The sequence below is a fragment of the Leminorella richardii genome (assembly GCF_900478135.1).
Classification (GTDB): Bacteria; Pseudomonadota; Gammaproteobacteria; order Enterobacterales; family Enterobacteriaceae; genus Leminorella; species Leminorella richardii.
The window spans coordinates 1,726,717-1,752,296 of record NZ_LS483470.1 but is presented as its reverse complement, the minus strand read 5'-3'; the positions used below and the strand labels follow the sequence as shown (position 1 = coordinate 1,752,296).

Sequence of the window (25,580 nt, the reverse complement as noted above, 5' to 3'; positions counted from 1 at the left end):
ATCGCGGTGGTCAATATTCTTTATCTAACTCCAAGGAACAGTGCGCTTTGATCGGCGCACTGTATAACGTTATGCAAAAGAAACTGACACTTAGCCTTTCCATTGCGTTATTGGCCTATTCTCTTCCCTGTACTAGCGCTACAAAGGCTTATGTCGGACACGGTGCTCCGGTAAATATCAATGTTGCCGGTGCGTCGGTTCTCGCTGAGGGAAAGGCAATCGTTACCCTCAACAGTTCCTTCAGAGATAAAACCCATCAGGTTGAAGGAACCGGCAGTTCGGATACCTTCACGCAAATCTGGCTATTAAAAATGCGCTATGGGTTAACAGATCGTCTGGAGCTAGTTACGTCTGTTCCCTATACCAATAATCGCCGGGACGATATGTATCCTGAATACATTGATGGACTGGGAGATATGCCACTGACACTCTCTTATGCCTTATTGAGCCAGCGCGCAGGAGATCCTTTCTGGCTAACGCTGAAAGGCGGCTTTCTATTGCCGACTGGGCAGCGTGGCGATAATCATCTGGCGGGCAGCAATGCCTGGGGTGGAAAGGCGGGGATCAGCGCTACGCGCCTATTTACCCCACAGTTTAAAGGCGACCTAGATTTTATTGTGCAGGGGCCTTTTGAACGAGGTAACAGCGACGTCAAACGAGGAACTGAGTATCAAATCAGTGGGCAACTGCGCTATTTACCTGACAGCTTTCCCGTTGATATAGGGCTGGAAACCACCTACAGCAAGTCAGAAAACGGTAATAAAAAGATTAACGGCAGAAGCGTGATAACTACTCGTCAACAAAAGAGTGGGTTTTAGGCCCTTCGATCAACTACTCTATTCCATCAACTAACGTCTGGTTAGGCTTTGGTACTTTCTTCCCTCTTTTACAGAACGCGGAAAAACCGACCAAAATGGAGGACGTCCGCTGGGAGTTTAAGCTGGGTACACTCTGGTAATGCTTTAAAAAATCTATTAGAAAAGCTCAAAAAAAGAGCCCATCTTAATGATGAGCTCTTTTTCACAAAGGTCGATTATGCAGAACGCTTCAGATAGCTGCCCGCACGCAGGGCTTCAATTCGCTTATCCAACGGTGGGTGAGACATAAACAGTTCACTGAACGTTTTTGCTTTACCATTGATACAAAACGCCATCATGCTGGACTCTTCCTGCGGCTCATAGCTGGTTTTCAGGCGCTGAAGTGCCGCAATCATTTTCTCACGGCCAACCAGATTAGCGGAGCCTGCATCAGCCTTAAACTCGCGATAGCGGGAAAACCACATGGTAATAATACTGGCCAAAATACCGAATACCAGTTCCAGTACCATAGAAACGGCAAAGTAAACCATCGTATTGCCTGAAGAAGAGCTTTCACCATCGCGGTTAAGAAAGCCCGACGCCAGTTGAGCAATCAGACGAGACGCAAAGATCACGAAGGTGTTCACTACCCCCTGAATCAGGGTCATTGTGACCATATCACCATTAGCTATGTGACTGATTTCATGAGCCAGTACTGCTTCTGCTTCATCACGGCTCATGTTTTGCAGAAGTCCTGAGCTTACGGCAACCAGAGACGCGTCTCTTCTTGCACCGGTCGCGAATGCGTTAATATCGGGTGCGTGATAAATAGCAACCTGCGGCATGGCGATACCAGACTGCTCAGACTGACGTCTAACCGTCTCAACCAGCCAGCGCTCAACTTCGTTAGCCGGCTGTTCTATTAACTGCCCACCGACAGAACGGAGCGCCATCCACTTTGACATCATCAACGAAATCAGTGCGCCGCCGAAGCCAAACAGGCCAGCCATAATCATCAGCCCCTGCACGCTGCGGCCCTGAATGCCCGTCAGGCTCAGGATAATGCCGAAAATAAACATAACCGCTAGGTTAGTTAATAAAAAGAGCGCTATACGCATCATAAAATTATCGCTTCCTCAAAAAAGAAGTAAAAAAATGTTTCTTACTCCTAGATCTTATGGGCTATCAGGCAAATTTCAAGCAATAACGCATATTGATTAACAATTCGGTCATAACTTTACAATAGTCTACATTTATACGGTCTTCATACCGCGAACCGCGGGCACAAAAAAGGCGCCCTTGGCGCCTTTTTTATGATTTTACTGCTATTTTTTTGCCGCCGTAGCCGCATCCGCCTTCTCTAGCGCGGCAAGATCCAATGCTATTTGGACAGTTTCATCCAGATAGGGATCGGGCTCTTTGTAGTCTTTCGGCAAATCTTCCAGCGACTTCAGCTTCTTTTTGCCTTCACGAACCAGTCGTTCATTGATACGGTTCAGGCGAGTCGCGTCATCCTCTGCACTCTCTTTTTCCCGCTTGGCGAGGTTAAGAGAAATGGTGCTGCGCTTGTCTTTATTCGCCTTATAGCGAGCAATGTCCTGCGCGATATACTGGAATTCAGCGTTCTTGGCGATGCGTGCATCGTGTTCACCAATAAGCGTCGGTACATAGCGAGCTTCGTTGCCCAGAGGCGTATAGTTGGCCTTGGCTACGCTATCCCACGGTAAAGCGTTATCTTCAAAGCTCTCGCCGGTTTCAGCCGGATCGACACCTGTTGGCATAACGACATCAGGAGTCACGCCCTTACGCTGTGTGCTTCCACCGTTGATGCGGTAGAACTTTTGGATCGTGTACTGAACTGAGCCTAAATCCGGCCAGTCAGGGCGCAGCATCTGATCGTAAATACGGTTCAGAGCACGGTGCTGCTGGACAGTTCCTTTACCAAAGGTAGGTTCACCGACAATCAGCGCTCGGCCATAGTCCTGCATGGCGGCTGCAAAGATTTCAGACGCAGATGCGCTAAAGCGATCGACAAGCACAACCAGCGGTCCTTTGTAGTAAACGATGCTGTCGGTATCGCTGTCTTCGCGGATCTTACCGTTGTTATCCCGCACCTGAACGACTGGCCCGCTGGGAATAAACAGACCAGACAGAGAAACCGCTTCCGTCAGCGCTCCGCCGCCGTTGCCGCGCAGATCGATAATAATGCTGTCAACGTTTTGACTCGTCAGCTTTTGCAGCTGAGTCTTCACATCGTCCGTCAGGCCGACATAAAAGCCGGGAATATCGAGCACGCCCACTTTCTTCTTGCCGACGGTCTTCAGCGTCATCTTAACGGCGCGGTCTTCCAAGCGAATTCGTTCACGAGTAATAGTGACGACTTTCGACTTAGCGCCCTTTCCTGCCGGTAGAATTTCCAGCCGAACCTTGCTGCCTTTAGGCCCTTTAATCAGCGCAACAACATCGTCTAAACGCCAGCCGATAACGTCAACAATCGGCTTGTCCTGCTGACCAACGCCAACAATCTTATCGCCTACAGCAATAGCCTTGCTCTTGGCCGCCGGCCCGCCAGGCACCAGGGAGTTAATCTGGGTATAGTCGTCTTCCATCATTAATACCGCACCAATTCCCTCAAGGGACAGGCTCATTTCGGTATTAAACTGCTCAGTATTGCGCGGAGACAGATAGCTGGTGTGCGGATCGATTTCCCGAGCAAAGGCGTTCATAAAGGTTTGGAAAACGTCTTCACTCTTAGCCTGCGTCAGGCGTTTGATCGCCGACTGATAGCGCTTGGTCAGAATGTCTTTAATTTCTGGCCATTTCTTGCCCGCTAACGTCAGGTTCAGCGCGTCGTATTTCACTTTTTGATACCAAAGCTTGTCCAGCTCGGCATCTGTGGTTGGCCACGATGATTTACTGCGGTCAACTTCAATGACGTCATCGTTATCAAACGTCATGGGTTTATCCAGCAGAGACAGCGCATAGTTCAGTCGCTCAAGGCGACGCTTTTGCGCGTAGTTATACAGCGCATAGGCCGTGTCTAACTGCCCTGATTTTAGCTCATCGTCCAGCGCGCTTTTCTTATCGGCAAACTTTTCGATATCTGACGCCAGCAGCACGTTGTGGCTGAAATCCAGCATGTTTAGATAGCGATTAAAGATTTTCTCTGAGAAGGCGTCATCCAGCGTAAACTGGCGATAGTGAGAGCGGGTAAAGCGAGAGGTGACGCGTTCGCTGACGGCAGAATGCTGGACCTCCTGCTGAAGGTCCGGAATTTGCTCAATGCGGGGAGTTGCCTCTTTCGCATAACTTAATCCTGCGAGAAATAAGCTTGCAATGGCCGTTAGTCGGATTAAGTTATTCATGCGTTGGCTGACCTCCAGCTCAGAACTGTAAATGTTCGGCGCGAACCAGCATAGCTAAGCCAGAAGCCAGCTGCACACGGACACCGTCTTTGGCAATTTCAAGAACGGTGGCGTCCATTGCGCTTTTACCTGCGCGAACCTGTACCGGCTGACCAATTTTCAACGAAGTAATATCGCTAACGGGAACAGTCTTCGGCTTCGCTGTCGCAGCAGGTGCTGCTGGACGACGAGCGGCAGGCTTGGCTGACGCGCTATTCTCAGCTTTCTTCACAGGAGGACGAGTGCGGCGAGCAGGCGCTTCGGACTTTTCTTTGCCTTCTCTTTCTTTGCGCTGTGCAGCGCGCTGAGCCTGTACGCGAGCCTTAGCTTCTTCCAACTGCTTGCGGGCGTGCTCTACGTGTTGAGCCTCCAGCGCACCGCAGTCAGAACCGTCCAGATCGACGCGCTGAGCGTCAGCCTTCAGGCCATGCAGATAGCGCCAGCTTGAAGTATACAGGCGTAAAGCAGTACGCAGCTGGGTCTTACTAAACAGCGTTTCTTCCGGTAGACGAGTAATAACGTCCTGGAAGATGCCAATCTTAAGAGGCCGAGCTTCACCTTCGAGAGTAAAACAACGTGGGAACGTCTCAGCCAGATAGGCAATTACTTCTTTACTACTGTTCAACTTGTTGGGTTGGTTTTCCATGAAATTTCCTGATGACAACAAACTAGCCCGAAAATACAGGCGCAGATCAGGCGCCATTATAATCGCAGTGCGAGTAAAAGCCACGCTCTCCGCACGTCAAGTTTAACTACTTAATACAAACTTACTGTTCAGCCCTTGAGATATGCTCGGAAAGACGCAGAGCAATAGCCTTAAGCCCGGCCTCATCCTCACTGTCAAAACGGCTAAACAATGTACTGTCTATGTCTAATACCCCCACTACCCGATCGCCGCAGTAGAGAGGGAGCACAATTTCTGAATTGCTTGCACTGTCGCAGGCAATATGACCATCGAACTGATGAACGTCATCGATACGCTGAATGCGAGCCGCTACAGCTGCCGTTCCGCATACGCCTTTTCCCATCGGAATTCGGGTACAGGCAACTTTCCCCTGAAAAGGCCCTAACACCAGTTCATTACCTTTCAGCAAATAAAAACCCGCCCAGTTAACGTTCTCCAATCGCTCAAACAGCAGAGCGCTGGCGTTAGCCAACGAGGCAATCATGTCAGTTTCGCCGTCAAGTAGTGCAACAAGCGTGTTGTTCAACTCGGTATAAAACGCTTTTTTACTCATTTTATCAATAGATACCGCTCAATATCTCACAGGATAGCTACCTCGGCTTAACCACCGGCCAGCTTTACCTTGAAACCTTTACATTCTAGCAAGACTTTGAGCTCATCGCGCTTATCGCCTTGAATTTCAATCTGCCCCATTTTCAGCGCGCCGCCACAGCCGCACTTTTTCTTCAGCTCGGCGGTTAACTTTTGCAACTCTGCATCGTCCAGATCCAGCCCGCTGATGATACATACGCCCTTTCCCTTACGGCCGCTGGTTTGGCGCTGAATGCGAACGATACCGTCCCCTTTAGGACGCTCAACCTTCTCTTCCTGCGGCTTAATCCGCCCAGACTCAGTGCTGTAAACTACGCGGTTATCGCTCATGCAGGCCTCAGGCTGGATAAAATATCGCGCAGTGCAGCAGCAGGCTCGGCCGCCTGTGTGATGGGCCGACCAATCACCATATAGCTCACGCCCGCGTCCATGGCCTGTGGTGGCGTCATTACTCGGCGCTGATCGCCAAGGGCGCTGCCCACAGGGCGAATGCCCGGCGTGACTAGCTGAAAGTCGGCACCAAACAGTGAGCGCAGATGCGTCGCCTCGTGGGCGGAGCATACTACCCCATCAAGGCCGTTGTTCTTAGCCAGACGCGCCAATCGCTCAGCGTGATCCTGTAACGTCCCCTGAATGCCGATATCTCTTAACTCACTCTCTTCCATACTGGTTAATACGGTGACAGCAATCAGCGCCGGAGCGTCGCTACCGTACGGCAGCAGCGCAGTTTTCGCGGCTTCCAGCATTCTCGCCCCGCCGCTGGCGTGAACGTCAACCATCCATACCCCCAGCTCAGCCGCTGCCGCAACGCTTTTAGCCACGGTATTGGGAATATCATGAAATTTTAAATCCAGGAAAACGTCAAACCCACGCAGCTGAAGCGCGCGAACCAGCTCTGGACCGCAGAGAGAAAACATCTCTTTACCGATTTTCACGCGACAATCGGCAGGATCAATCTTATCAGCCAGCGCCAGCGCATCGCGCTGATTGTCAAAGTCCAGCGCCACAATAACGGGGGAAGTCGATATCGACATGCTGTTTTCCTGTTCTTCTTCTATTGAATCAATTTGTACTATGTACACATAAAATGAATAAATAAATCGCGCATCTACTGACCGTCCAAACCGCGTATCGGCTTAACCGTCGACCAGGCTTTGCACGACGGGCAGTGCCAATAAAGGGAGTTAGCCGTTAATCCACATTTTTCACAGCTGTAGCGCGGGCGAGTACGGATCTGTTCGGCAACCATATCTTGCAGCACCATCAGGCTTTCTTTAGCTCGCCCTTCTTCGGCTTCCGCCAGTTGATAGTTCATTAGGCGATAAAAGCCGCGCATCGTGGGGTGAGCCTGAAGCTGGTGGTTAATATAGGCCTGTGCAGCATCCCGCCCTTCACGAAGCTCTAGCATGTCCGCCAGCATCAGCTCTGCGGCCGAGCCGGTTTTTTCTGCCACACAGCGCTTCAGGTAAGACGTCCAAAGCTCTGGCTTATCAAGGCGCTGATAGCACTCGTGCAGCATCGGCAGCGTTTCACTGACAAAATCTTTATCCTGTTCGATGACTCTTTCCAGTTCAGCAATCGCTTTGGCATCATCTCCACGGGCAATCCAGATACGTCCGGACATAATCGACACTCGGGCGCAGTTTTTATCTGCGGCAGCGGCCTTTTTCAACAGCCCCATCGCTTTATCCAAATCGTCCGAGCCCATGGCCTGTAAAGCCAGTTCGCAGTAAAAATGGGCAATTTCAATACGGTAAGCGTCTTTGCCGGCCTTAACCAGCTTCTCTGCCATGTCGATGGCCTGCTGCCAGTCACTGGTTGTTTGATAGATGGCCAACAGCTGCTTTAAGGCCGGTAGGCGGAAATCTTCTTCATCGACCAGTTGAGCGAACATATGCTCCGCCCGGTCATACAGCCCGGCGGCCATATAGTCCCAGCCAAGCTGCTGAGTAGCCAGAAGCCGCTGTTCAAATGACAGAGAGGCGCTTTCAATTAGAGATTGGTGAATTCGAATTGCCCGGTCAACCTCGCCGCGAGAGCGAAACAGGTTACCCAGTGTAAGGTGAGCTTCAAAGGCGCCACTGTCCTCTTTTAGCATATCGACGAACAGATCGACGGCTTTGTCTTGCTGATTGGAAAGTAAAAAGTTTACGCCGTCCACGTAACCACGGGACAGCTTATTCGCTTCCTGTTGGCGCTCCTGCTGTATGCCCCGTCGCCCCATATACCAACCATAGGCGGCGGCCACGGGCAGTAACAAAAACAGCAGTTCAAGCATACAGCGCTATTCCTTATCGGACGTCTGCGGCGCAACGGGAACTATCGCGGTAGACGCGGCGTCCTCATTTTGGAGTCGTTTGATTTGACGCATTGAGCGCCCAAGGCGCAGGCGTAAACGCAGGTAGAAAATCCCCGTTACCAGCCACCCCAAGACAAAGCCACTGCCAAACAGCACAGCCAATAGCGTAGACAACGCATAGTCGCCCTTCGCAATCAGGAAGTTGAACGTTACGACCTGCTCATTATGGGCGCCTAAGGTTACAGAGATAACCAAAATAACGACGGCAATTAATCCAATCAGTAAATATTTCACATTGCTATCCAAACATAGAGATAAACGGATGAATTATACCAAGAATGCTTGAGCCTGTCCTTTAACTTAGCGTTTTGTCGCTTCGGTCTAAAAATAAGCCCTGTTCAAACATCGATTTTCACTGAAATCGCTCTAAAATACTAGGCCGTATCCCTTATTTATGCACGCGCCTAGCGCCATTCTCAGCAATAGTTCACTCGTGAGCCTGAGTTGATAAGAGAATTTTTTTCTCAGCCAGCCAGCAGGCGCCAAAGGCCAGAATGCCACCCAGCAAGATAGACGTTATCAAGTCTAGCGGCCAGTGCATACCCAACATCAGGCGACTTCCCTCCACAGCAATAGCCCAAGCGGTTAACACGGCGACGCTCAGGTAGCGCCGGCGTGGCAGCAGTAGACCAACGCCCAGTAAAGCCCAGGTCGCGGTAAACAGCGTGTGCCCAGAGGGAAACGCATATCCGGTTTCCCGCTGCCAGTGCTTCGACAGCCACCGAGGCACTTCTGGCTCTTCACTCAGATGCTGTTTAATCACTTTCACGCGATCTTTTCTGCTTTGGGCATAGAACTCGCGAGCGTCAATCGGGTATTGATTTGCCATCCAGAGCACATAAGGTCTGGGTTCCTGCACAGTTTCTTTAACGGCTGATTTTATCGCCTGCCCGCCAACGATAGTTACCGCCAGCAGAGCTGTCATCGCTATAGCTCGACGCCAGGATAGAGAAAGCCTACCGATAAACCAGATAGCCAGAATAACACTGGTTATTGCTCCCCATGGAGAACTTGCCGTTTCTGTCAGCCAAAACATGGGCAAAAGGAACGCTTCGGCTCCTCCCGGGCTCCACTGCCATCCTGTGACCAAGACAGCCAACGGGACAATCAACAACAGTAAAACGCCAGCAGCGAGACGAGCAGTTAAGCAGCTCAGCATACAACAAACTCTTCCTGTACTCATAACGGCTGACTATAATTCCACAAAAGCGCCTGAAACGATAAAACTATTGCACATTCTTTATTAACTAATTAGTAACAATTCTCACTGGTTCGTTTATACTAATGCGCTTAATGTCGTTGCAACACGTTAACTTAGCCTCAATGTAGGCAGACAAAACAAAGTTATTCGTCATTGGAGAACATCATGCAGTTAAAAAAAGTGGCTGAAGCCAAACTACCGACCCCTTGGGGAGACTTTCTGATGGTCGGGTTTGAAGAGCTTGCCACCGGGCATGACCACGTAGCGCTGGTGTTTGGTGATATCAGCGACAATAAGCCCGTGCTGGCGCGCATTCACTCTGAATGCCTAACGGGGGATGCCCTGTTTAGCCTGCGCTGTGACTGTGGGTTTCAACTGGAAGCCGCCATGCAGCATATTGCGGAAGAGGGGCGAGGTATTTTGCTGTATCACCGCCAAGAAGGCCGCAATATTGGACTATTGAATAAAATCCGCGCCTATGCGCTTCAAGATCTCGGCGCTGATACTGTGGAAGCCAACCACCAGCTGGGCTTTGCGGCAGACGAGCGCGACTTTACGCTGTGTGCGGATATGTTCAAGCTGCTGGACGTAGACTCTGTCAGGCTGTTGACCAACAATCCGAAAAAAGTAGAAATTCTGACACAGGCGGGTATCAACATCGTTGAACGCGTTCCGCTTCTGGTAGGACGTAATCCGAAAAACGAAAAGTATCTTGATACTAAAGCGGCGAAAATGGGTCACCTGTTGTCCAAGTAAATACGCTTTCTATAGCGCCAGACGCGCTCTGCGTCTGGCGATCAATCTTCCCTACTCTGTTTCTTATTCTCTTTGTCTATCCCTTGATTTGTCCAGATCTAACTGACTACTTCACCGGCAGCTCAACGTCTCTAAACAGCGCCTCAATCTCTTCCGGCGATCTTAGCGAAACAGCCTTGTCCACAACGTCTCGAGTCAAATGGGGTGCGAATCCTTCAATAAAGCTGTACATGTAGCTGCGCAGAAAGGTCGTGCGGCGAAAGCCGATTTTTGTCGTGCTGGGTGCAAAGATGTGGCTGGCATCAAGCGCCACCAGATCCGGATCCTCAAGCGCATCAACCGCCATATTCGCCAGAACGCCCACTCCTAAGCCCAGTCGAACGTAGGTTTTAATCACGTCTGCATCGGTTGCGGTAAAGACGATCTTCGGCGTGAGGCCAGCACGGTTAAAGGCGATATCCAGCTCAGAACGGCCGGTAAAGCCAAAGGTATAGGTCACCAGTGGATACGATGCCAATTCTTCAATGGAAACGTGCCCTTTTGACGCCAGCGGGTGATCGTCTTTCACCACGATAGCTCGGTTCCAGTGATAGCAAGGAAGCATGATCAAGTCTTCGTAGAGATGAAGTGCTTCGGTCGCAATAGCAAAGTCAGCGTTGCCTTTTGATACGGCCTCAGCGATTTGCGTTGGCGATCCCTGATGCATATGCAAAGACACTTTAGGATAGCGATCGATAAAAGCCTTAATGGCCTTAGGCAGCGCATAGCGCGCCTGTGTATGCGTTGTCGCCACGTACAGCGAGCCGCGATCGGGATAAGTATGCTCACCGGCAACCGACTTGATCGCGTCAACTTTAGACAGGACTTCACGCGCTATGCGCACGACTTCCTGCCCTGCCGGTGTCACCTCTGTCAGGTGCTTACCGCTGCGGGTAAAAATCTGAATGCCTAACTCATCTTCCAGCATTCTGACCTGCTTACTGATCCCCGGCTGGGAAGTATAAAGGCGCTCTGCTGTAGAAGAGACATTCAGGTTATGGTTAACCACTTCAACGATATAGCGAAGCTGCTGCAGTTTCATACGTAACACCATTACTTAATAGCTGTCATGGATAGGATAGTCATGTATCCCTACGGTCCATTCACGTTAGGCATTGACTGCGCTTTTGCGTTAAAAACGCGCATCTGCCCGGACTTCCTGCGTCACTTTTTTTCGTTTGTTCAAAGGAATAAAAACGCCCTGCTGTTAAATCAACATACAGAGCGTTGCATGGTAAGTCATCATTTTTCCCACACGGGATTACTTTTTCGCTTCGCGCCACTGCCCGTCAGTATAAAACAGTGACCATCCGGTTGCCTTGCCAGCCTTCTCTGATGAGATGTACTGCTGCTTAGTTTTACGGCTAAAGCGCACCATAGACGGGTTGCCTTCAGGGTCAGCCGCTGGCGCGTCAGCCAGATAGCGCAGTTTCTCCGGCAGGCGATCCTTAAATCGCTGTAGCTCGGCTACCATCGGTGCTCGCGTTTCCCTTGATTTAGGGAAAGTATTGGCGGCGAGGAAAACCCCAGCAGCACCGTCGCGCAGCACAAAGTAAGCGTCGGATTTTTCACAGGGCAGCTCTGGTAGCGGAACCGGATCTTCCTTCGGTGGCGCGATATCGCCATTGCGCAAAATCTTACGCGTATTTTTACAGTCTGGATTCGTACAGCCCATGTACTTACCAAAACGCCCCATTTTCAGGTGCATTTCAGAGCCGCACTTATCGCACTCGATAACCGGGCCATCATATCCCTTAATGCGGAACTCGCCCTCTTCGATCTCATAACCGTCACAGGCTGGGTTATTACCACAAACGTGCAGCTTACGGCTTGGATCGATAAGGTAGCTGTCCATCGCGGTACCGCACTTCTGACAGCGGCGACGGGCGCGCAGCGCGTTGGTTTCCGCATCATCCCCTTCCAGCACATTAAGCACTTCGGACTCAGGGATAAGATTGATTGTCTGTTTGCAGCGCTCTTTAGGCGACAGCGCATAGCCGGAACAGCCAAGGAAAACGCCGGTACTGGCGGTTCGGATGCCCATTTTACGCCCACAGGTCGGACAGTCGATAGAGGTCAATACAACCTGATTAGGCCGCATCCCGCCTTCTTCCGGCTCCCGCTCTGCCGTTTCAAGCTGCTGACTGAATTCAGAGAAAAAGCTGTTAAGCACGCCCTTCCAGTTGGCCTTATTGGTCGCCACGCTGTCCAGATTGTCTTCCATTCTCGCGGTGAAGTCGTAGTCCATCAGATCGCGGAAGTTTTCTTCCAGACGGTCGGTAACGATTTCGCCCATTTTTTCGGCATAAAAACGGCGATTTTCCGTATGCACATAGCCACGATCCTGAATCGTGGAGATGATAGAGGCATAGGTTGAAGGTCGGCCAATCCCTCGCTTTTCCAGCTCTTTAACCAGTGAGGCTTCGCTAAAGCGCGCAGGCGGCTTGGTAAAGTGCTGGCTAGGCAGCAGTTGCAGCAGGTTCAGCTTGGTACCAACCTCGATAACCGGCAGCGTTTTGTCTTCATCATTCTTACGCAGTGCAGGCAGCACACGCGTCCAACCGTCAAAGCGCAGCGTGCGCCCTTTCGCCTTAAGCAGAAAATCGCCTGCTTTTACTGTCAGCGTCGTGGAGTCGTATTTCGCCGGAGTCATCTGGCATGAAACGAACTGACGCCAAATCAGCTGATACAGGCGCTGTGCGTCTGATTCCATATCCTTCAGGGATTCAGCAAGCACGTTGACATCAGAAGGACGAATCGCTTCGTGCGCTTCCTGAGAGTTTTCTTTGCTGCTGTAAACATTCGGCTGTGCGGGAAGGTATTTATCACCAAAACTCTCGCCAATGTAGCCTCTTACCATCTTCAACGCATCCTGACTCAGGTTAGTTGAGTCGGTACGCATATAGGTAATATGGCCAGCTTCATACAGCCGCTGCGCCATCATCATGGTTTTCTTAACGCCAAAGCCGAGCCGTGTGCTGGCAGCCTGTTGCAGCGTAGAGGTAATGAAAGGCGCGGAAGGCTTACTGGTGGTTGGCTTGTCTTCACGCTCTAAAACGTCGTAACTGGCCTTTTCCAGCAGCGCCAGCGCGGCCTGCGTCTCTTGCTGGTTAACGGGCTTAAAGGCGCTGTCTTTATGGTGCGTCACCTGCATTTGCAGCGGCGCATCGCTGCCGTGATCGAGATCGGCGTGCAGCTCCCAGTACTCTTCTGGCACAAAGGCTTTGATTTCCCGCTCGCGCTCAACCACGAGGCGAACAGCAACAGACTGCACGCGGCCGGCTGAAAGCCCTCTGGCTATTTTTTTCCACAGCAGTGGAGAGACCATGTAGCCAACGACACGGTCCATAAAGCGACGCGCCTGCTGAGCGTTAACGCGATCGATATTCAGCTCGCCCGGCTCTTTAAACGCCTCTTGAATAGCATTCTTGGTAATTTCGTTAAATACAACGCGACGATAGCGGTCGTCGCTGCCGCCGATCACTTCCCGCAGGTGCCAGGCAATGGCTTCTCCTTCGCGGTCAAGGTCGGTTGCGAGATAGATAGTGTCGGCCTTTTCTGCCAGCGCCTTAAGCTCGGCGACCACTTTCTCCTTACCAGGGAGAATTTCATAGTTAGCGGCCCAGTCGTGGTACGGATCGACACCCATACGGTTAACCAGCGCCTGTTGGGCATCTTTCTTAACCTTGGCAGCACCTTTTGCAGCAGGGCTACTCTTCGTTCCTGAACCGCTCGTAGGCAAATCCCGGATGTGACCAACGCTGGATTTCACCACGTAGTCGTTGCCTAAGTATTTATTAATCGTTTTGGCCTTAGCCGGGGATTCCACAATAACGAGCGATTTACCCATAACGTTGTTTACCTAATTGGCCCTTCTTAAATAAGATACAACATAGCGAATTCTGCAGGACAGTACAAAACGTGACGTAAGTGAGGACGCTATAAGTGCCGCTTCTTCGCCCTGTTCTGTTACCTCTATTTATAGCATTCAGTCTATAACAAAACAGCTCGCTACAGGCGCACAGCATACCTTATTGCCACGCTGACCCTGTGTCCCAAAAGCCCATAACTGTACCTGATAAAAAGCGCTACGCAACAAAATTAGCGCGATTCGCCGTTTTTTATCCATGTAAAATACACTCAACTATCAGGCAAAAAGCCGTTTACATCAGGCCTCAATGCATTGCTCCCTCGCCTTACGGGCGCTAAAATGCGCGAACGATTTTAAATAGGTTAACGCAGTTGGAGTCAATCATGAAAAACGAAACTACCCCTATCTCTCGCGAAGCACTATTAGAAGAGGCAAACCGCATTATTCGCAGCCATGAAGATTTTATTCACGGTATGGAGGCGACGGACGTAGAGCAGAAAGGAAACGTTTTAGTGTTTCGTGGGGAGTTCTTTATGGACCAAGACGGTTTGCCAACGGCAAAAACAACCGCTGTATTTAATATGTTTAAACATTTAGCTCACGTACTTTCTGAAAAATACCATCTGGTGTGAGTTAGCAAAGAGAATGAGAGCAGAGAACGTTATTCTCTGCTCTTGATTTAATTTTCTTTAGCAACGCTGTCGTTAGTAAAAAAGCTTGAAAAACTTAGCTGTTGCTTCGCTGCCAAAAATACCGCCAATCACGGCACCAGCTGCTGAAAACGCGTAAGAAATAACGCTATTCCATTCTTTATCGGCAACAACTTGCTGCCCTAACGCCATCCCAGCGCTAGCGCCATCAAGAGCACCGGTCAGGAAGCCGCCGCTAACGTCGTTAATTTCACTCTTATTTAATTCGCGCATAGATATTCCCTCAATGATTAATGAATAAGAAATAATGATGAAACGATTATTTCAACTCGGGAATATAGCATTTTGATTTTTCTGATATTAAGGTGAATTTATGTTATTTATTTTTTATTAATTTAAGTGTAGTTAATTTAGAAATACCTAAAAGGAAAATACTTACCAATAAGAGGAGAACACACAAAGAATCTTATGTAAAAACTTAAAGCAGCTTAGATTTAGATAAGTGCGCTCTACAGCCAATAAGGGCACGCTGCAGAGCGCCTAGAGACAGATATCCTATCAGAGCATCGGCTTTTGACCGCGCTGCCACCAGCGCAGCAGAAGGCGATCGCTGCTCTCCGCGACGCTGCCCGTCAGGCGATCGATCATACGCTTACGCTGGGCGTAGCGTACGCCAATTGCATCGCGCTGACTCAACTGAGCAATAAGCAGGTCGTCACTGGTGCCGATTTCATCAATCAGACCTTTCTCTTTTGCCTGAACGCCAAACCAGTGCTCACCGGTCGCTACCGCGTCAATATCCAAAGAGGGGCGCTGCTCGCGGACAAAATCCTTAAACAACTGGTGGGTTTCATTTAGCTCTTCACGAAACTTCTCGCGGCCAGCCTCTGTATTTTCACCCAGCAGCGTTAGCGTCCGCTTAAATTCCCCTGCAGTATGCAGCTCTACGTCGATAGCGTTCTTTTTCAACAGGCGGTGGAAGTTTGGGATCTGTGCTACAACGCCAATTGATCCAATAATAGCAAACGGCGCCGCGACAATACGGTCGGCGACACAGGCCATCATATAGCCTCCACTGGCGGCGACTTTATCCACCGCAACGGTCAGACGAATACCCGCTTTACGCAGCCTATCCAACTGGGATGCGGCTAGCCCGTAGCCGTGAACCACACCACCAGGGCTTTCCAGCTTGAGCAATACTTCATCTTCCGGCCCTGCGGCAGCCAACACTGCCGTAATCTCTTCACGCAGCGCTTCAACCTCATGTGCATCCATGCTGCCTTTAAACTCAAGCACGTACAGACAGGGCTTTTTAGCGCTTTGCTCACCGCTTTTCGCTGCCAGCTTGGCGCGTTTAGCCTCGGCTTTGTCCTTTTTCTTCTGCTCTTTGTTCCACTGCTTTTGCTCTGCCTCTGGCAGGCGAGAAATCTGCATATCCTCTTTCATCAGGCGATACTGCTCGCCTAAATCCGTCAGAATAAGCTCCCCTCTGCGTTCTCCCTTACGCTGGGCCATACTAAAAATAAATAGCGCAGCTGCGGCAATAATGACGACAAACGTCGCGATTTTCGCCAAAAACAAACCATATTGAGATATCCACTCCACGGCATTTTTCCTATCGAGTTAACAAAAATCGGATAACGATATGGGCTCTGCCGGTTCACAAAGCAGAGAACCTTTACCGTGACTAACTGATATCACTCGCTATTTCAGCTATGATTAAGCAGTCCCCATACACCGGATAAATATACCGTAAGGAGAGAGTATGCACTACCAGGCATCGCGCGATTTGCTCAATGGGAAGATTGTCATGGTTACCGGCGCCAGCGACGGTATTGGCAAAGAGGCCGCCCTCACCTATGCCAGACACGGCGCTAAGCTTATTCTACTTGGCCGTAGCGAAAGCAAGCTCAAGCAGGTTCAGCAAACTATTGCTGCCGAAGGTGGGAAGCCCGCCACTGTGTTTCCTTACGATCTATTAACCGCACAGCCTAAGCACTACGCCATGCTGCAGGAAGAGCTGATGAAAGAAGTTGATCGCCTGGACGGTCTGCTTCACAGTGCAGGACTGCTTGGAGAGATCGCTCCCGTTATCGAGCAGGATGCAGAAACGTGGCAGCAGGTTATGCAGGTTAACGTGAATGCGGGATTTATGCTGACACAGGTTCTACTTCCTCTGCTGCTGAAGTCACCCCGCGCATCGTTAATCTTTACTTCGTCCAGCGTAGGTCGTAAAGGCCGACGCGGATGGGGTGCCTATTCGGTGTCTAAATTTGCTACCGAAGGACTTATGCAGGTACTGGCTGACGAATATCAGGAGACTTCCCTGCGGGTTAACTGTATCAATCCGGGAGGCACACGCACAGCAATGCGAGCCCACGCGTTTCCCGAGGAAGATCCAAATCTGTTAAAAACGCCTGCTGACATTATGCCCACCTACTTATATCTGATGGGTGACGACAGTCTGCACGAAAACGGCACCAGTCTCGACGCACAGCCGGGAAGAGTACCCGGGCCGTCAAAGTAGCGTTTGTGATTACATAAAACGGTCGTTTAAGAATGAGAAAACCGCCTCATTGCTGAGGCGGTTTTACATTACCCTTAATGGAAATCCTTAAGGAAGCGTTATTTGACCATCAGCTTTTGCAGGCAGCCAATGAACAGATCCGCAGCGGTCTTCAGCTGCTTCTCGTCAAAGTCAAAGCCAGCCTGGTGGTGACCAGCTGTCAGATCGGCACCGACGATGAAGTAAATGGACTTACCGCCGTTGCGCTGTACGCGCTTGGCCAGAATTGTCGCATCTTCACTACCGCCAAATGAACGCTCAGGTACGACAGTCAGTTCAGCGTGCTGTTTAACAACACCGGTCAGCAGATCAACCAGCTCTTTGTCGTTAACCAGATCGACAGCTTCGCCCATCACTTCGCTTTCCAGACGCAGCTCAAAGCTGTGAGCCGCGCCTTCAGCCATGCGCTGTACCTGCTCAGACATAAAGGTGTTGATGGATTCATCTTCACCACGGACTTCAACCTGAAGCTCGCCGTAGGCTGGAACAACGTTACGACCTTCGCCCGCCTTGATAACGCCGACGTTGATACGTGACATGCCCTTACCGTGACGGGAAATGCCCAGCATTTGCGTCGCTGCATGACAGGCACCCGCCAGAGCGTTACGGCCCAAGTGTGGTTCTGCGCCAGCGTGAGCCGGTGCGCCGTAGAAGCGGAAGTCAAACTTGGTGGTGCACAGGAAGTTGTTAGGATTTACCACGATCTCACCGGTCTTGGCGATAAAGCCCAAGTGCATACCGAGGAAATAGTCAGCATCGTCAACAATACCGCTAGCTGCCATAGCGCTCGCGCCGCGAACACCCTCTTCTGCCGGTTGGAACAGCAGCTTAACTTTGCCTGACAGGCCGCTGCCGTTTTCTACCAGCCACTTGGCGATACCCAGACCGATGGACATGTGACCGTCATGGCCACATGCGTGCATCAGGCCCGCGCTCTTAGAGGCAAAATCGTCTTTATTCGGAATATGTTCAGCTGTCGCGCATTCCTGCACGTTTACACAGTCAATGTCAAAACGCAGAGCAACTGTTGGGCCCGGCTTGCCGCTGTCGAACACAGCCATACAGCCTGTCAGCTCTTCCATTTCAGCCAGCAGTGATTCGTCTACGCCGCGCTCTTTCGCCAGCGCCAGTCCTTTCTCTACGACGTCAGCCTTACGGCCGCGCACAAACTCGCGATTGATGACTTTCGGGCCAGCGAACACTTCCAGCCCCATTGCGCGAAGCTCTTTAATTAAACGAGCAGTGGTGGTGAACTCAGACCAACCGATTTCAGGAAAGCGGTGAAGCTCTCTCCGCCACGCTACTAACTGGTTTAAATCAACTGTCGACATGACTTGTTTCCTTATTTTATTACTTAACTTACGGAATATACCGAAACTCTTTTACAGCATAACCAGAGCGACAAAGATAACGCCGACGATCATACCTGGCGCTGTGCGCTTGATAAGCTCAACCGGGTTAGCCGCTGCCAAACCAGCACAAACAATGGTCACACCGGCGATAGGAGACATAGTACGTCCCAGCGCACCGCCCATTGCAGCCGCCATGCCCAGATCGGGAATGGTGTAGCCAAATGCTGCTGCGTGACGAGTTACCGTTTCGTTAAAGGCCAATGCTGCCGCATCGCCAGAACCGGTGATAATCCCCATCAGGAATGGGCCAATCGTACCGCCCCAGCGAGCCAGTTCAGGGTTATGCGTCAGGAAATAAATGAAGCTGTCAATCAGACCAGATGCATTCAGACCCGCGGCGAACACGCCTGCCGCAATAATGATACCCAGAACGTCACCGTAAGCATTCCCCATACCGCTGAAGAACTGCTTGGTCATGTTGGTCGGGCTGCAGCGGGTAATGACCAGCGCGTAGATAGCACCAATAACCATCGCAGCAGGAACAGTCATCTTCACGCTGCCAAACCATGTTGTCGTGCCGGCAATCAGCAGCAGAATCAAAGGAATGAATGGAGCGGTGGCATAAAGATAGTTAGCGCCACCCTCTTCTTTTCCATCAGCAGAGGCCGCGTTCGTTTCACCTTCAACGGGTTGAATACGGAACTCTTTGCGAACCAGCGCAACAATAGAAAGAGAAACTGCGCCAATAACGCCGATGGCAATACTATACGGCGCATGATGCTTAATAAGGTCGATAACTTCCATTTTAGTGAAGCCGTCAGTTCCGACCATGATTTCGTTATACAGGTTGGAAACGAAGGCGTTGTGAGACATACCTGGGCTCAAGAAAGAGCCGATGGTTCCACTTAACACTGCCGCGCCAGCAATAGCGGGATGGATGCGAGCACCGATAAGCAGAGGGATCATCGTTGCCCCCACCGCAGCAGCACAGCCAGCAGCGGAAGGAATGGCGATATTGATAAAGTAGGTCACTACAACAGTAGCTGGGATCAGGAAAAAGCCCAGACGGGTCATCATACCGGTAAGAGCTTTAACCAGGTGCATATCACACTTGGTAAATTTCATCACATAGGCAAAACCCATGCTCGCACAGATAGCCTGTATTAGGCTTGCAGATGTCATGCTCTTAGCAAATGCATCGAGACCAGCCATCGGATTAAGCGCCACCAGCCCCATAATCAGACCGGAGCCTATCAGCACCATCCGTGTTTCATACTGCTTTATCAACAGATATATGGTAATTGCAACAATTACCAACGCTATGATTTGTATAATCATGTTATTCTCACTATTTCACTCATCAAAACGGCAATGACTTTGCCGCGTCCACACCTATATCACAAATCGAATCATATAATAAAAAGTCAGGGCTCCCAATGCTAATTTAAGCCACCAATTGACTGACAATTGAGCAATAGACTCAAAGTAATTGCTGTTTACGGCTCCACTATAGCAATTGATACTTCGATATCGTTGATGGATGTCAAAAAAGGCCGGCCTTAGTGCCGAAACAGTTAAATGCATCACAAAGGCAAAAAATAAATCAATTTATTTTAAATAGGCGTGTTGACGAATAATAAATAACATTATGTCATTTAAATAAACAAATATTTTTCGGTTATTTCATTGAGTTGCAAAATGATAACAAGATAACAACAATATGTTTTAAGTACATGAATTAATATTTCGCGTCTCTATTAGTGTCATAGCAAATATATCTTTTATAGCGCAGTAAAATGCCGATATAGCGCTATTTTTCCGGTAACTGCGCTGAAAATATCAAGAATAACTCACAGTTTTGGCAGAACGTTTAACCGACAAAAAAGGCGGCAAAAGCCTCCTGAGATTGATGACAAAGGCCTTGAATAAAGTCTACAGAGTCAAACGGAGGGAGAGTGTTACTCGCTTAGCTCGCCCTGCGGGTCAACACTCCGTGTTGCTCAACGCCTAAAGGCGTTGTCCGTTGGGGTCGACTTGGCGTAAGCCAACGACAAACCGGCTTTGCCGGTTTGAACAGCGCTTGCGCTGGCCCTGAAAGGGCTTCATAACGGCCCGTAGGAAGGCTATGCCCGACGCACTCCTAAAGCTAATACAAGCTCTCTTCCGGCCAAGCACAATAGCGATATAAGTAGGTCGTATTTTCGGCCGGAATATCCGCTGAAGCTAATTTAGTATGGTTTGTCATCGGTATCAGGCGGCAAAAGCCGCCTGATACCGATGACAGTATGACGCTATGCGCTTCTGCCCAGACTGTCTTTCGCAATTGCCTGAAAGTCATTAAAGCTTTTGCTGTTCAGCAGTCGCTTAGTGGCCTTTTCACGAACAAAAGTCACAAACAGGTCATAGATAGCCATCGCTTCTTCATACTCAGCCTTGCTGATAGCGAGCAGGAAAATAACATTAGCGACCTCTTTCTTTTCACTGCCCCATTCGATGCCGTTAGGAGCAAGAATGGTTACCACGACGGTTTTATTCGCCAACAGGCCTAAAGAGTGAGGGAGCGCGATCCCCTCGCCCAACAGGGTGGAAACAATAGACTCTCTCTCGATCAGCGACGGATAAAAGTCCTTAGTGACGCAGCCGTCCGCCTCCAGCTTTTTACACACCTGCTTAAACAGCGCTTCCTGAGTCATTTTACCTTTGACGATCATAAAGTGCCGCTCGTCGAAAAAGCGCTCTAAAATATAGGGCTTGGTGCGGTCTACCATCGCCAACCGCCCTATTTGTTCGATCTGATACGGCGTGGGGAAAGGCGCAATCTTAACGATCGGCTTATTCTTTTCCGTCAGCCTGACCGTGGTAACGACAAAATCTTCAGCGACGCTGTCAAGCTCTTCATACTCTCTCAGAGAAACAACGCGCTGCACTTTCATCTGGGGAAATTCGCGCACAATCTTGGCTTCTATCATGCGGATTGTTGAATTTCCAGCATCCGTCACCAGCAGTGCGTGCGGGTGGCGGGTATATCCTGCGCTATAGTTGCGCTCTAGACCAACCCCGATATGCACCGCCAGATATCCCATCTCGTCTTCACTAATCGCGTAGGGAAGCTGAGGCTCTACGTTCGCCATCGCGCTAAGCGTAACGTCGTAGGCAAACGGATAGTATTGCTTGATATCGGACAGCAGCGGGTTTTTCGTATTGAGCTGATAGCGAACGCGCGTCAGCATCGCCGCCAAGTGGGAAGACAAATCCGACCTTAGCTTTTCATCGCGGCGCAGGTCGTAGTTATAGGAATCGTTAATATAGCTGAGGATATAGTCTACCAGCCGATCGCTGTTAACCTCGCTATCCTGCACGCTTTCAGTAACTCCGCTGGGGATACGCTGTGCAGAAATTTGGACACTAAGATAGGCCTCTTCAGCGCCTGAAAGCTGTCCACCGAGAAAGTAGTCAAATCCCTTGGCAATCTCCGATGCTGCGCTTTTGATAACGTCATCAATGCCTTCAGTGGCGTAATGAATCATTTCATGACCGCGGGTAATGCGCAGAATAGACACTGCACAGTTGAAAATCAGGTACTGCCGCCCTTCATTTGTCAGGCGAATGTCAAAGCGGCTTACGCTGTTTTCTAAAACCTTCTCGATGTAGCTGAGGTCAATGTTAGTGAGAATGTCCTGCTTGAAGCTGTTTAGCGAGCGGTCATTTTCACTGGAAAACTGCTGCCACAGAATGTCGGTAATACAGGCGCGAATCGCCTGTTCCGCCCCGGCAAGCTTAATGCCCTGACGCGGTATGGTATCCAATACAATCTGATACTTTTCCAGCAGCTCTCTAACGGTGGACATATCGTGCTGCAGCGTTCCTCGGCTGACAAACCATTCTTCGGCAATATCGTCCAGCTTCATCGGCAGCGGCGCTAATAAAAACTTGAGCAGCAGCGCGTCGACTCGCTCTTTTGAGGAACGAGGGATCGTTTTTACCTGATGATTTTGCGTTGGCAGTGTGCTGTAGCGCTGAGCGTCTATCACGGACAGGCGATAGCCGAAGCCGCGATCGTAAACGATTGTTGCTCCATATCCGGACAGCACGTCGTTCAGCGCCGACACGTCAGTGCGTATCGTTCGCGTTGAAACGTTGAATCGCTTTGCCAGTTCGTCCTGAGGCAGCGTTTCGGACTGGATTGCATCAAATAAATAGGCAAGGCGTTGATAAGGAAATAGCGCCACAAACCACCTTTTAACCCGCAGAGAGAACAAAAATAATGCGCTGAACGTGACAAAAGCCTTTCCTAATGAAAGGCTTCATATGTCAGTAAAAGCGTTGTGTTAGGCGGTAAGCCTTTTAACAATAGCCAACAGCGTTTTTACGTCTTCTGGTCGAGTATTGCCCGTCGCCGAGTCAATAATAGAACTATAGACGTGTGGTATGACTTTTTCCACGCCCGCGTCTAGTGCGATCTTCAGGATTTCTTCAAAGTTATCCAGATCGATACCGCCGGTTGGCTCCAGATAAAAATGGTGCTCAGCACAGGCTTTAGCGACACGAATATATTCATCTTTATGGGCCAGACCGCGCATGTTGAAGAACTTGATTGAGCTAGCACCCATGTCTTTCAGCATCGCAATCGCCGTGTCTACCGGAATAATCGCATCTGGGAACGTTGAGCTAATAGGACCAGTAGAAATCTTCACCTGACCAACAGTACCGGTTGGTGAAACAAGGGCGTTAACCACTGTCTCGTTTTGCCCCAACAGCGCACGGCTGATAGGCGCGCCGGTAAACACTTGGTTGACGTGCTGTGGCTGAATGACGCGAGAAATTTGCGACACCATCTCAGACTGTTTTGGATCGCCTGCGCCCAGTCCCACCGAAATGGCGTTATCGATGTCGTTAGCGTACTTAGTCATGTCCGCAATAGCGCTGGCGAGGTCAGGGTAGTTTTTTGACAGTACGCCGACCACTACGTGGCCTTCAGCGGCTGCATACACATCACGGGCGTTTTCCCTAGAGCCAGCCAGAACGTTAAGACAAACGCGATCGCGATAGTAGTTTGGGGTGAGTTTCATTAATTATGCTCCAGTAACCTGTTGGCGAATGGCGCTGGCAATCACAGCCAACTGGGCAGGCGACACGCTGCGCACGTCAGCTTCAACTTTGCCTTCATTCGCTTTGTATTCACGAAAATAGATAGCGGTAGAACCCTGCTTAAGGGCTTTCATCAAAGCGACGGTCGTTTTACCAATCACTTTCTCATCAAACGAAATTTCAGTACGCGCGATGTCACGGCCTGCGCCGTCCCACACGACTTTGGCAGAAATGCCCTTGATGCCGTTGAGCTCGTCAATAAACGGTGTCATTTTTTCCACCATCTCCTGACCCGTTTCTTTGGCAGAGGTCAGGTAGAGTTCAATCGCCAGCGTCAGGCCAAGAATGCCCTCTTTTCCCACTTTCATGGCGCGGCCGATACCGTTACCCTGTAACTTAACCCATTCAACGTACTGTTTTTTACCAATAACTAGGCCGCTTGTTGGGCCTTCTATCGCCTTCGCTCCGCTGTAAATCACCAGATCTGCGCCCATTGCGTAATAGGCTTTCAAGTCTTCTTCCGCTGCAGCGTCAACAATAAGCGGCAGACAGTAGCGCTTGGCAACTGCAGCAGCATCGGCCACTGACAGCATGCTTTTTTGTACTGTATGGTGAGACTTGATATACAGAATGGCTGCGGTTTGAGAGGTAATTTTCGCTTCCAGCTGATCGGCACTGCACTCGTTGGCAAAGCCCGCCTCGATAACTTTACCGCCCCCCAGAGACACCATGGTGTCTACCGGTGCGCCAAAGTTAACGTTGTGCCCTTTTGGGATCACGATTTCCCTTGGCACTTGTTTGTCTGAACTGTGGAGATTAAACAGCAGGTCAGCATCGTCCTTCACGATAACTGCCGCCACTGACTGGGCAATTCCCGCCGAAGCGCAAGACACCACAACCGCATCTTCTACACCCAGCAGGCCTGCAATATAGGCACCGGTCTTGTTGACCAGATCTTTCATTTCAAAATACTGGTTCAGGCCAAAGTGAACTTCATTCGCCACTTCTGGCTTTGGCGTTGACACGCCAAGAATAGTCATACGCCCAGAGGCGTTGATCACTTCACGCAGCTGATACTTCTCATAAATTGATGGCATAGTCGGACTCACCTTCTTTAGTTGCAATACTTTCCCCAGCGACAATCGCCGCCAGAGGAATAAATCGATATGTACCGGTTCTGACCTGGCCTTCCGCGTCGGAGAGCTCTACGCGCTCTTCTTTAATATCAAACACGGTAATGTCAGCATCGTCGCCGACGGTCAAACGCCCTTTACCCTTCAGTCGCAGCAGATCTGCCGCTTTCACTGTCACGCAGTCGACGATCTGTTTAGGGGAGAATCCCATACACAGGAACTTGGTCATTACCGCCGCCAGACTAAAGACCGGGCCGTTAATGCGGTTTTTATGGTAGATGTCAGAGCTAATAAGGTCTGGATAGGTGCCAATCTTCATAGCCTGTTCGGCGACAGAAAAGCTAAAACTTTCTCCTCCGTGGCCGACGTCGAGGATCACACCGCGTGCCAGTGCGCGTTTGATGGATTCTTTAAGCTGCCCCTGCTCATTCAGGATCCGGTTTGGCTTACCGTTAAAGCAGTGGGTAATAATGTCGCCTTTCGTCAGCAGATCGGCGATCTCGTCCAAATTTGGCGGGTTGTTGCCAATGTGCACCATCAGCGGCAGCCCGTTCTCTTTTTGCATCTCTTTAGCGGCAAGCAGCGGCTTAATACCGTTCTCACCCACGACGCTTTTGCTCATGCGCGCCTTGATGCCGACAACAAAATCAGGATGGCGTTTAACCGCCTTTTGGAGAGCATCGTTGTCAATTTTGCTCATATCGGACAGCTCATTTTGCGCAATGATGCCGATACGGGCGATATTCAGAAAAGAGTAGACGTTCGTTTTAGCGGCTTTGGCCTGTAAAAAGAAGCTGTCTACGTCATCTGCACCGACGCTGCCTGCATCGATGACGGTTGTCACCCCACAGGCGGCGCCGGCCAGATCCGGTTCGTCAAAATAAATGGGCGAAGACGGACAGCAGTGAGTGTGAGCGTCTATCCAGCCGGCGCTGATAAAGTACTTTCCGTTCAGGTCAATCTGCTTTTTGGCCGTTTGCCCTTTGGCAACGTCGGGTCCGACAGCGCTGATTTTTCCCTCATGGATGACGATGTCAACTACATCGCCCTCTGTACGCCTTGCCTGTCTGATAATTAAATCATTCATG

23 protein-coding genes are annotated in these 25,580 nt (G+C 50.3%); 4 read left to right on the top strand and 19 right to left on the bottom strand.

Annotated features, from left to right (window positions below; all coding sequences use genetic code 11):
• Window positions 1-47 precede the first annotated feature (47 nt).
• The gene (locus DQM29_RS08160; protein WP_232054879.1) at window positions 48-818 is read left to right on the top strand and encodes a transporter; all 771 of its coding nucleotides are present in this window, start codon (window positions 48-50) and stop codon (window positions 816-818) included.
• Window positions 819-1,033: 215 nt separating this feature from the next.
• Here the strand turns inward: DQM29_RS08160 and htpX are convergent, their stop codons facing one another.
• The 9 genes from htpX to pgpB form a co-directional block, all read right to left on the bottom strand.
• On the bottom strand, window positions 1,034-1,918 hold the full coding sequence (gene htpX / locus DQM29_RS08155) for a protease HtpX (protein ID WP_111740224.1): 885 nt from the start codon (window positions 1,916-1,918) through the stop codon (window positions 1,034-1,036).
• Window positions 1,919-2,122: 204 nt separating this feature from the next.
• Window positions 2,123-4,162: a carboxy terminal-processing peptidase gene (prc, locus tag DQM29_RS08150; protein WP_111740223.1), complete on the bottom strand. Its 2,040-nt coding sequence runs from the start codon at window positions 4,160-4,162 to the stop codon at window positions 2,123-2,125.
• 19 nt (window positions 4,163-4,181) lie between these two features.
• Window positions 4,182-4,847 (bottom strand): RNA chaperone ProQ, encoded by a 666-nt coding sequence (gene proQ, locus DQM29_RS08145; protein ID WP_111740222.1) that lies wholly within the window; start codon window positions 4,845-4,847, stop codon window positions 4,182-4,184.
• 121 nt (window positions 4,848-4,968) lie between these two features.
• On the bottom strand, window positions 4,969-5,439 hold the full coding sequence (locus DQM29_RS08140; protein ID WP_111740221.1) for a GAF domain-containing protein: 471 nt from the start codon (window positions 5,437-5,439) through the stop codon (window positions 4,969-4,971).
• A gap of 47 nt (window positions 5,440-5,486) precedes the next feature.
• The gene (gene yciH / locus DQM29_RS08135) at window positions 5,487-5,807 is read right to left on the bottom strand and encodes a stress response translation initiation inhibitor YciH (RefSeq protein WP_111740220.1); all 321 of its coding nucleotides are present in this window, start codon (window positions 5,805-5,807) and stop codon (window positions 5,487-5,489) included.
• Complete coding sequence (gene pyrF, locus DQM29_RS08130; RefSeq protein ID WP_111740219.1) at window positions 5,804-6,511, bottom strand: orotidine-5'-phosphate decarboxylase; 708 nt, start codon at window positions 6,509-6,511, stop codon at window positions 5,804-5,806. The genes yciH and pyrF overlap by 4 nt, the downstream gene beginning before the upstream one ends.
• A gap of 74 nt (window positions 6,512-6,585) precedes the next feature.
• Window positions 6,586-7,755 (bottom strand): lipopolysaccharide assembly protein LapB, encoded by a 1,170-nt coding sequence (gene lapB / locus DQM29_RS08125; RefSeq protein WP_111740218.1) that lies wholly within the window; start codon window positions 7,753-7,755, stop codon window positions 6,586-6,588.
• Window positions 7,756-7,761: 6 nt separating this feature from the next.
• Entirely contained in the window at window positions 7,762-8,070 is a 309-nt protein-coding gene (locus DQM29_RS08120) for a LapA family protein (RefSeq protein WP_111740217.1), read from the bottom strand.
• A 193-nt stretch (window positions 8,071-8,263) separates the two neighbouring features.
• Complete coding sequence (gene pgpB, locus DQM29_RS08115; protein WP_170126510.1) at window positions 8,264-8,995, bottom strand: phosphatidylglycerophosphatase B; 732 nt, start codon at window positions 8,993-8,995, stop codon at window positions 8,264-8,266.
• Window positions 8,996-9,202: 207 nt separating this feature from the next.
• Here pgpB and ribA point away from each other — a divergent pair, with 207 nt between their 5' ends.
• Window positions 9,203-9,793, top strand: a complete 591-nt coding sequence (ribA, locus tag DQM29_RS08110) for a GTP cyclohydrolase II (protein ID WP_111740215.1) — start codon at window positions 9,203-9,205, stop codon at window positions 9,791-9,793.
• Between the two features lie 106 nt (window positions 9,794-9,899).
• Here the strand turns inward: ribA and cysB are convergent, their stop codons facing one another.
• Both cysB and topA read right to left on the bottom strand, forming a co-directional pair.
• On the bottom strand, window positions 9,900-10,874 hold the full coding sequence (gene cysB, locus DQM29_RS08105; RefSeq protein ID WP_111740214.1) for an HTH-type transcriptional regulator CysB: 975 nt from the start codon (window positions 10,872-10,874) through the stop codon (window positions 9,900-9,902).
• A gap of 219 nt (window positions 10,875-11,093) precedes the next feature.
• Window positions 11,094-13,682 carry a type I DNA topoisomerase gene (gene topA, locus DQM29_RS08100; RefSeq protein WP_111740213.1) on the bottom strand — a complete coding sequence of 863 codons (2,589 nt, stop codon included), beginning with the start codon at window positions 13,680-13,682 and terminating at the stop codon, window positions 11,094-11,096.
• 404 nt (window positions 13,683-14,086) lie between these two features.
• On the opposite strand from topA, the gene DQM29_RS08095 reads away from it, so the two are divergent.
• A complete protein-coding gene (locus tag DQM29_RS08095) occupies window positions 14,087-14,335 on the top strand; it encodes a YciN family protein (RefSeq protein WP_111740212.1) in 249 nt (82 codons plus the stop codon).
• 72 nt (window positions 14,336-14,407) lie between these two features.
• Here DQM29_RS08095 and DQM29_RS08090 read toward each other — a convergent pair whose 3' ends face one another.
• Window positions 14,408-14,626, bottom strand: coding sequence for a hypothetical protein (locus DQM29_RS08090; RefSeq protein ID WP_111740211.1), 219 nt, complete (start codon window positions 14,624-14,626; stop codon window positions 14,408-14,410).
• A gap of 285 nt (window positions 14,627-14,911) precedes the next feature.
• Window positions 14,912-15,958: a protease SohB gene (gene sohB, locus DQM29_RS08085; RefSeq protein WP_111740210.1), complete on the bottom strand. Its 1,047-nt coding sequence runs from the start codon at window positions 15,956-15,958 to the stop codon at window positions 14,912-14,914.
• 160 nt (window positions 15,959-16,118) lie between these two features.
• On the opposite strand from sohB, the gene DQM29_RS08080 reads away from it, so the two are divergent.
• Window positions 16,119-16,880 carry a YciK family oxidoreductase gene (locus tag DQM29_RS08080; RefSeq protein WP_111740209.1) on the top strand — a complete coding sequence of 254 codons (762 nt, stop codon included), beginning with the start codon at window positions 16,119-16,121 and terminating at the stop codon, window positions 16,878-16,880.
• 98 nt (window positions 16,881-16,978) lie between these two features.
• Here DQM29_RS08080 and DQM29_RS08075 read toward each other — a convergent pair whose 3' ends face one another.
• From DQM29_RS08075 to DQM29_RS08050, 6 genes are all read right to left on the bottom strand, one after another.
• Window positions 16,979-18,250 carry an amidohydrolase gene (locus DQM29_RS08075; protein WP_111740208.1) on the bottom strand — a complete coding sequence of 424 codons (1,272 nt, stop codon included), beginning with the start codon at window positions 18,248-18,250 and terminating at the stop codon, window positions 16,979-16,981.
• A 51-nt stretch (window positions 18,251-18,301) separates the two neighbouring features.
• The gene (gene dcuC, locus DQM29_RS08070) at window positions 18,302-19,609 is read right to left on the bottom strand and encodes a C4-dicarboxylate transporter DcuC (RefSeq protein ID WP_111740207.1); all 1,308 of its coding nucleotides are present in this window, start codon (window positions 19,607-19,609) and stop codon (window positions 18,302-18,304) included.
• 953 nt (window positions 19,610-20,562) lie between these two features.
• Window positions 20,563-22,500 (bottom strand): BglG family transcription antiterminator, encoded by a 1,938-nt coding sequence (locus tag DQM29_RS08065; RefSeq protein ID WP_111740206.1) that lies wholly within the window; start codon window positions 22,498-22,500, stop codon window positions 20,563-20,565.
• 99 nt (window positions 22,501-22,599) lie between these two features.
• Entirely contained in the window at window positions 22,600-23,340 is a 741-nt protein-coding gene (dagF, locus tag DQM29_RS08060; RefSeq protein ID WP_111740205.1) for a 2-dehydro-3-deoxy-phosphogluconate aldolase, read from the bottom strand.
• A gap of 3 nt (window positions 23,341-23,343) precedes the next feature.
• Window positions 23,344-24,456: a DgaE family pyridoxal phosphate-dependent ammonia lyase gene (locus DQM29_RS08055; RefSeq protein WP_111740204.1), complete on the bottom strand. Its 1,113-nt coding sequence runs from the start codon at window positions 24,454-24,456 to the stop codon at window positions 23,344-23,346.
• Window positions 24,440-25,579 (bottom strand): amidohydrolase/deacetylase family metallohydrolase, encoded by a 1,140-nt coding sequence (locus DQM29_RS08050; RefSeq protein WP_111740203.1) that lies wholly within the window; start codon window positions 25,577-25,579, stop codon window positions 24,440-24,442. Before DQM29_RS08050 ends, DQM29_RS08055 begins: the two co-directional genes overlap by 17 nt.
• Window position 25,580 lies beyond the last annotated feature (1 nt).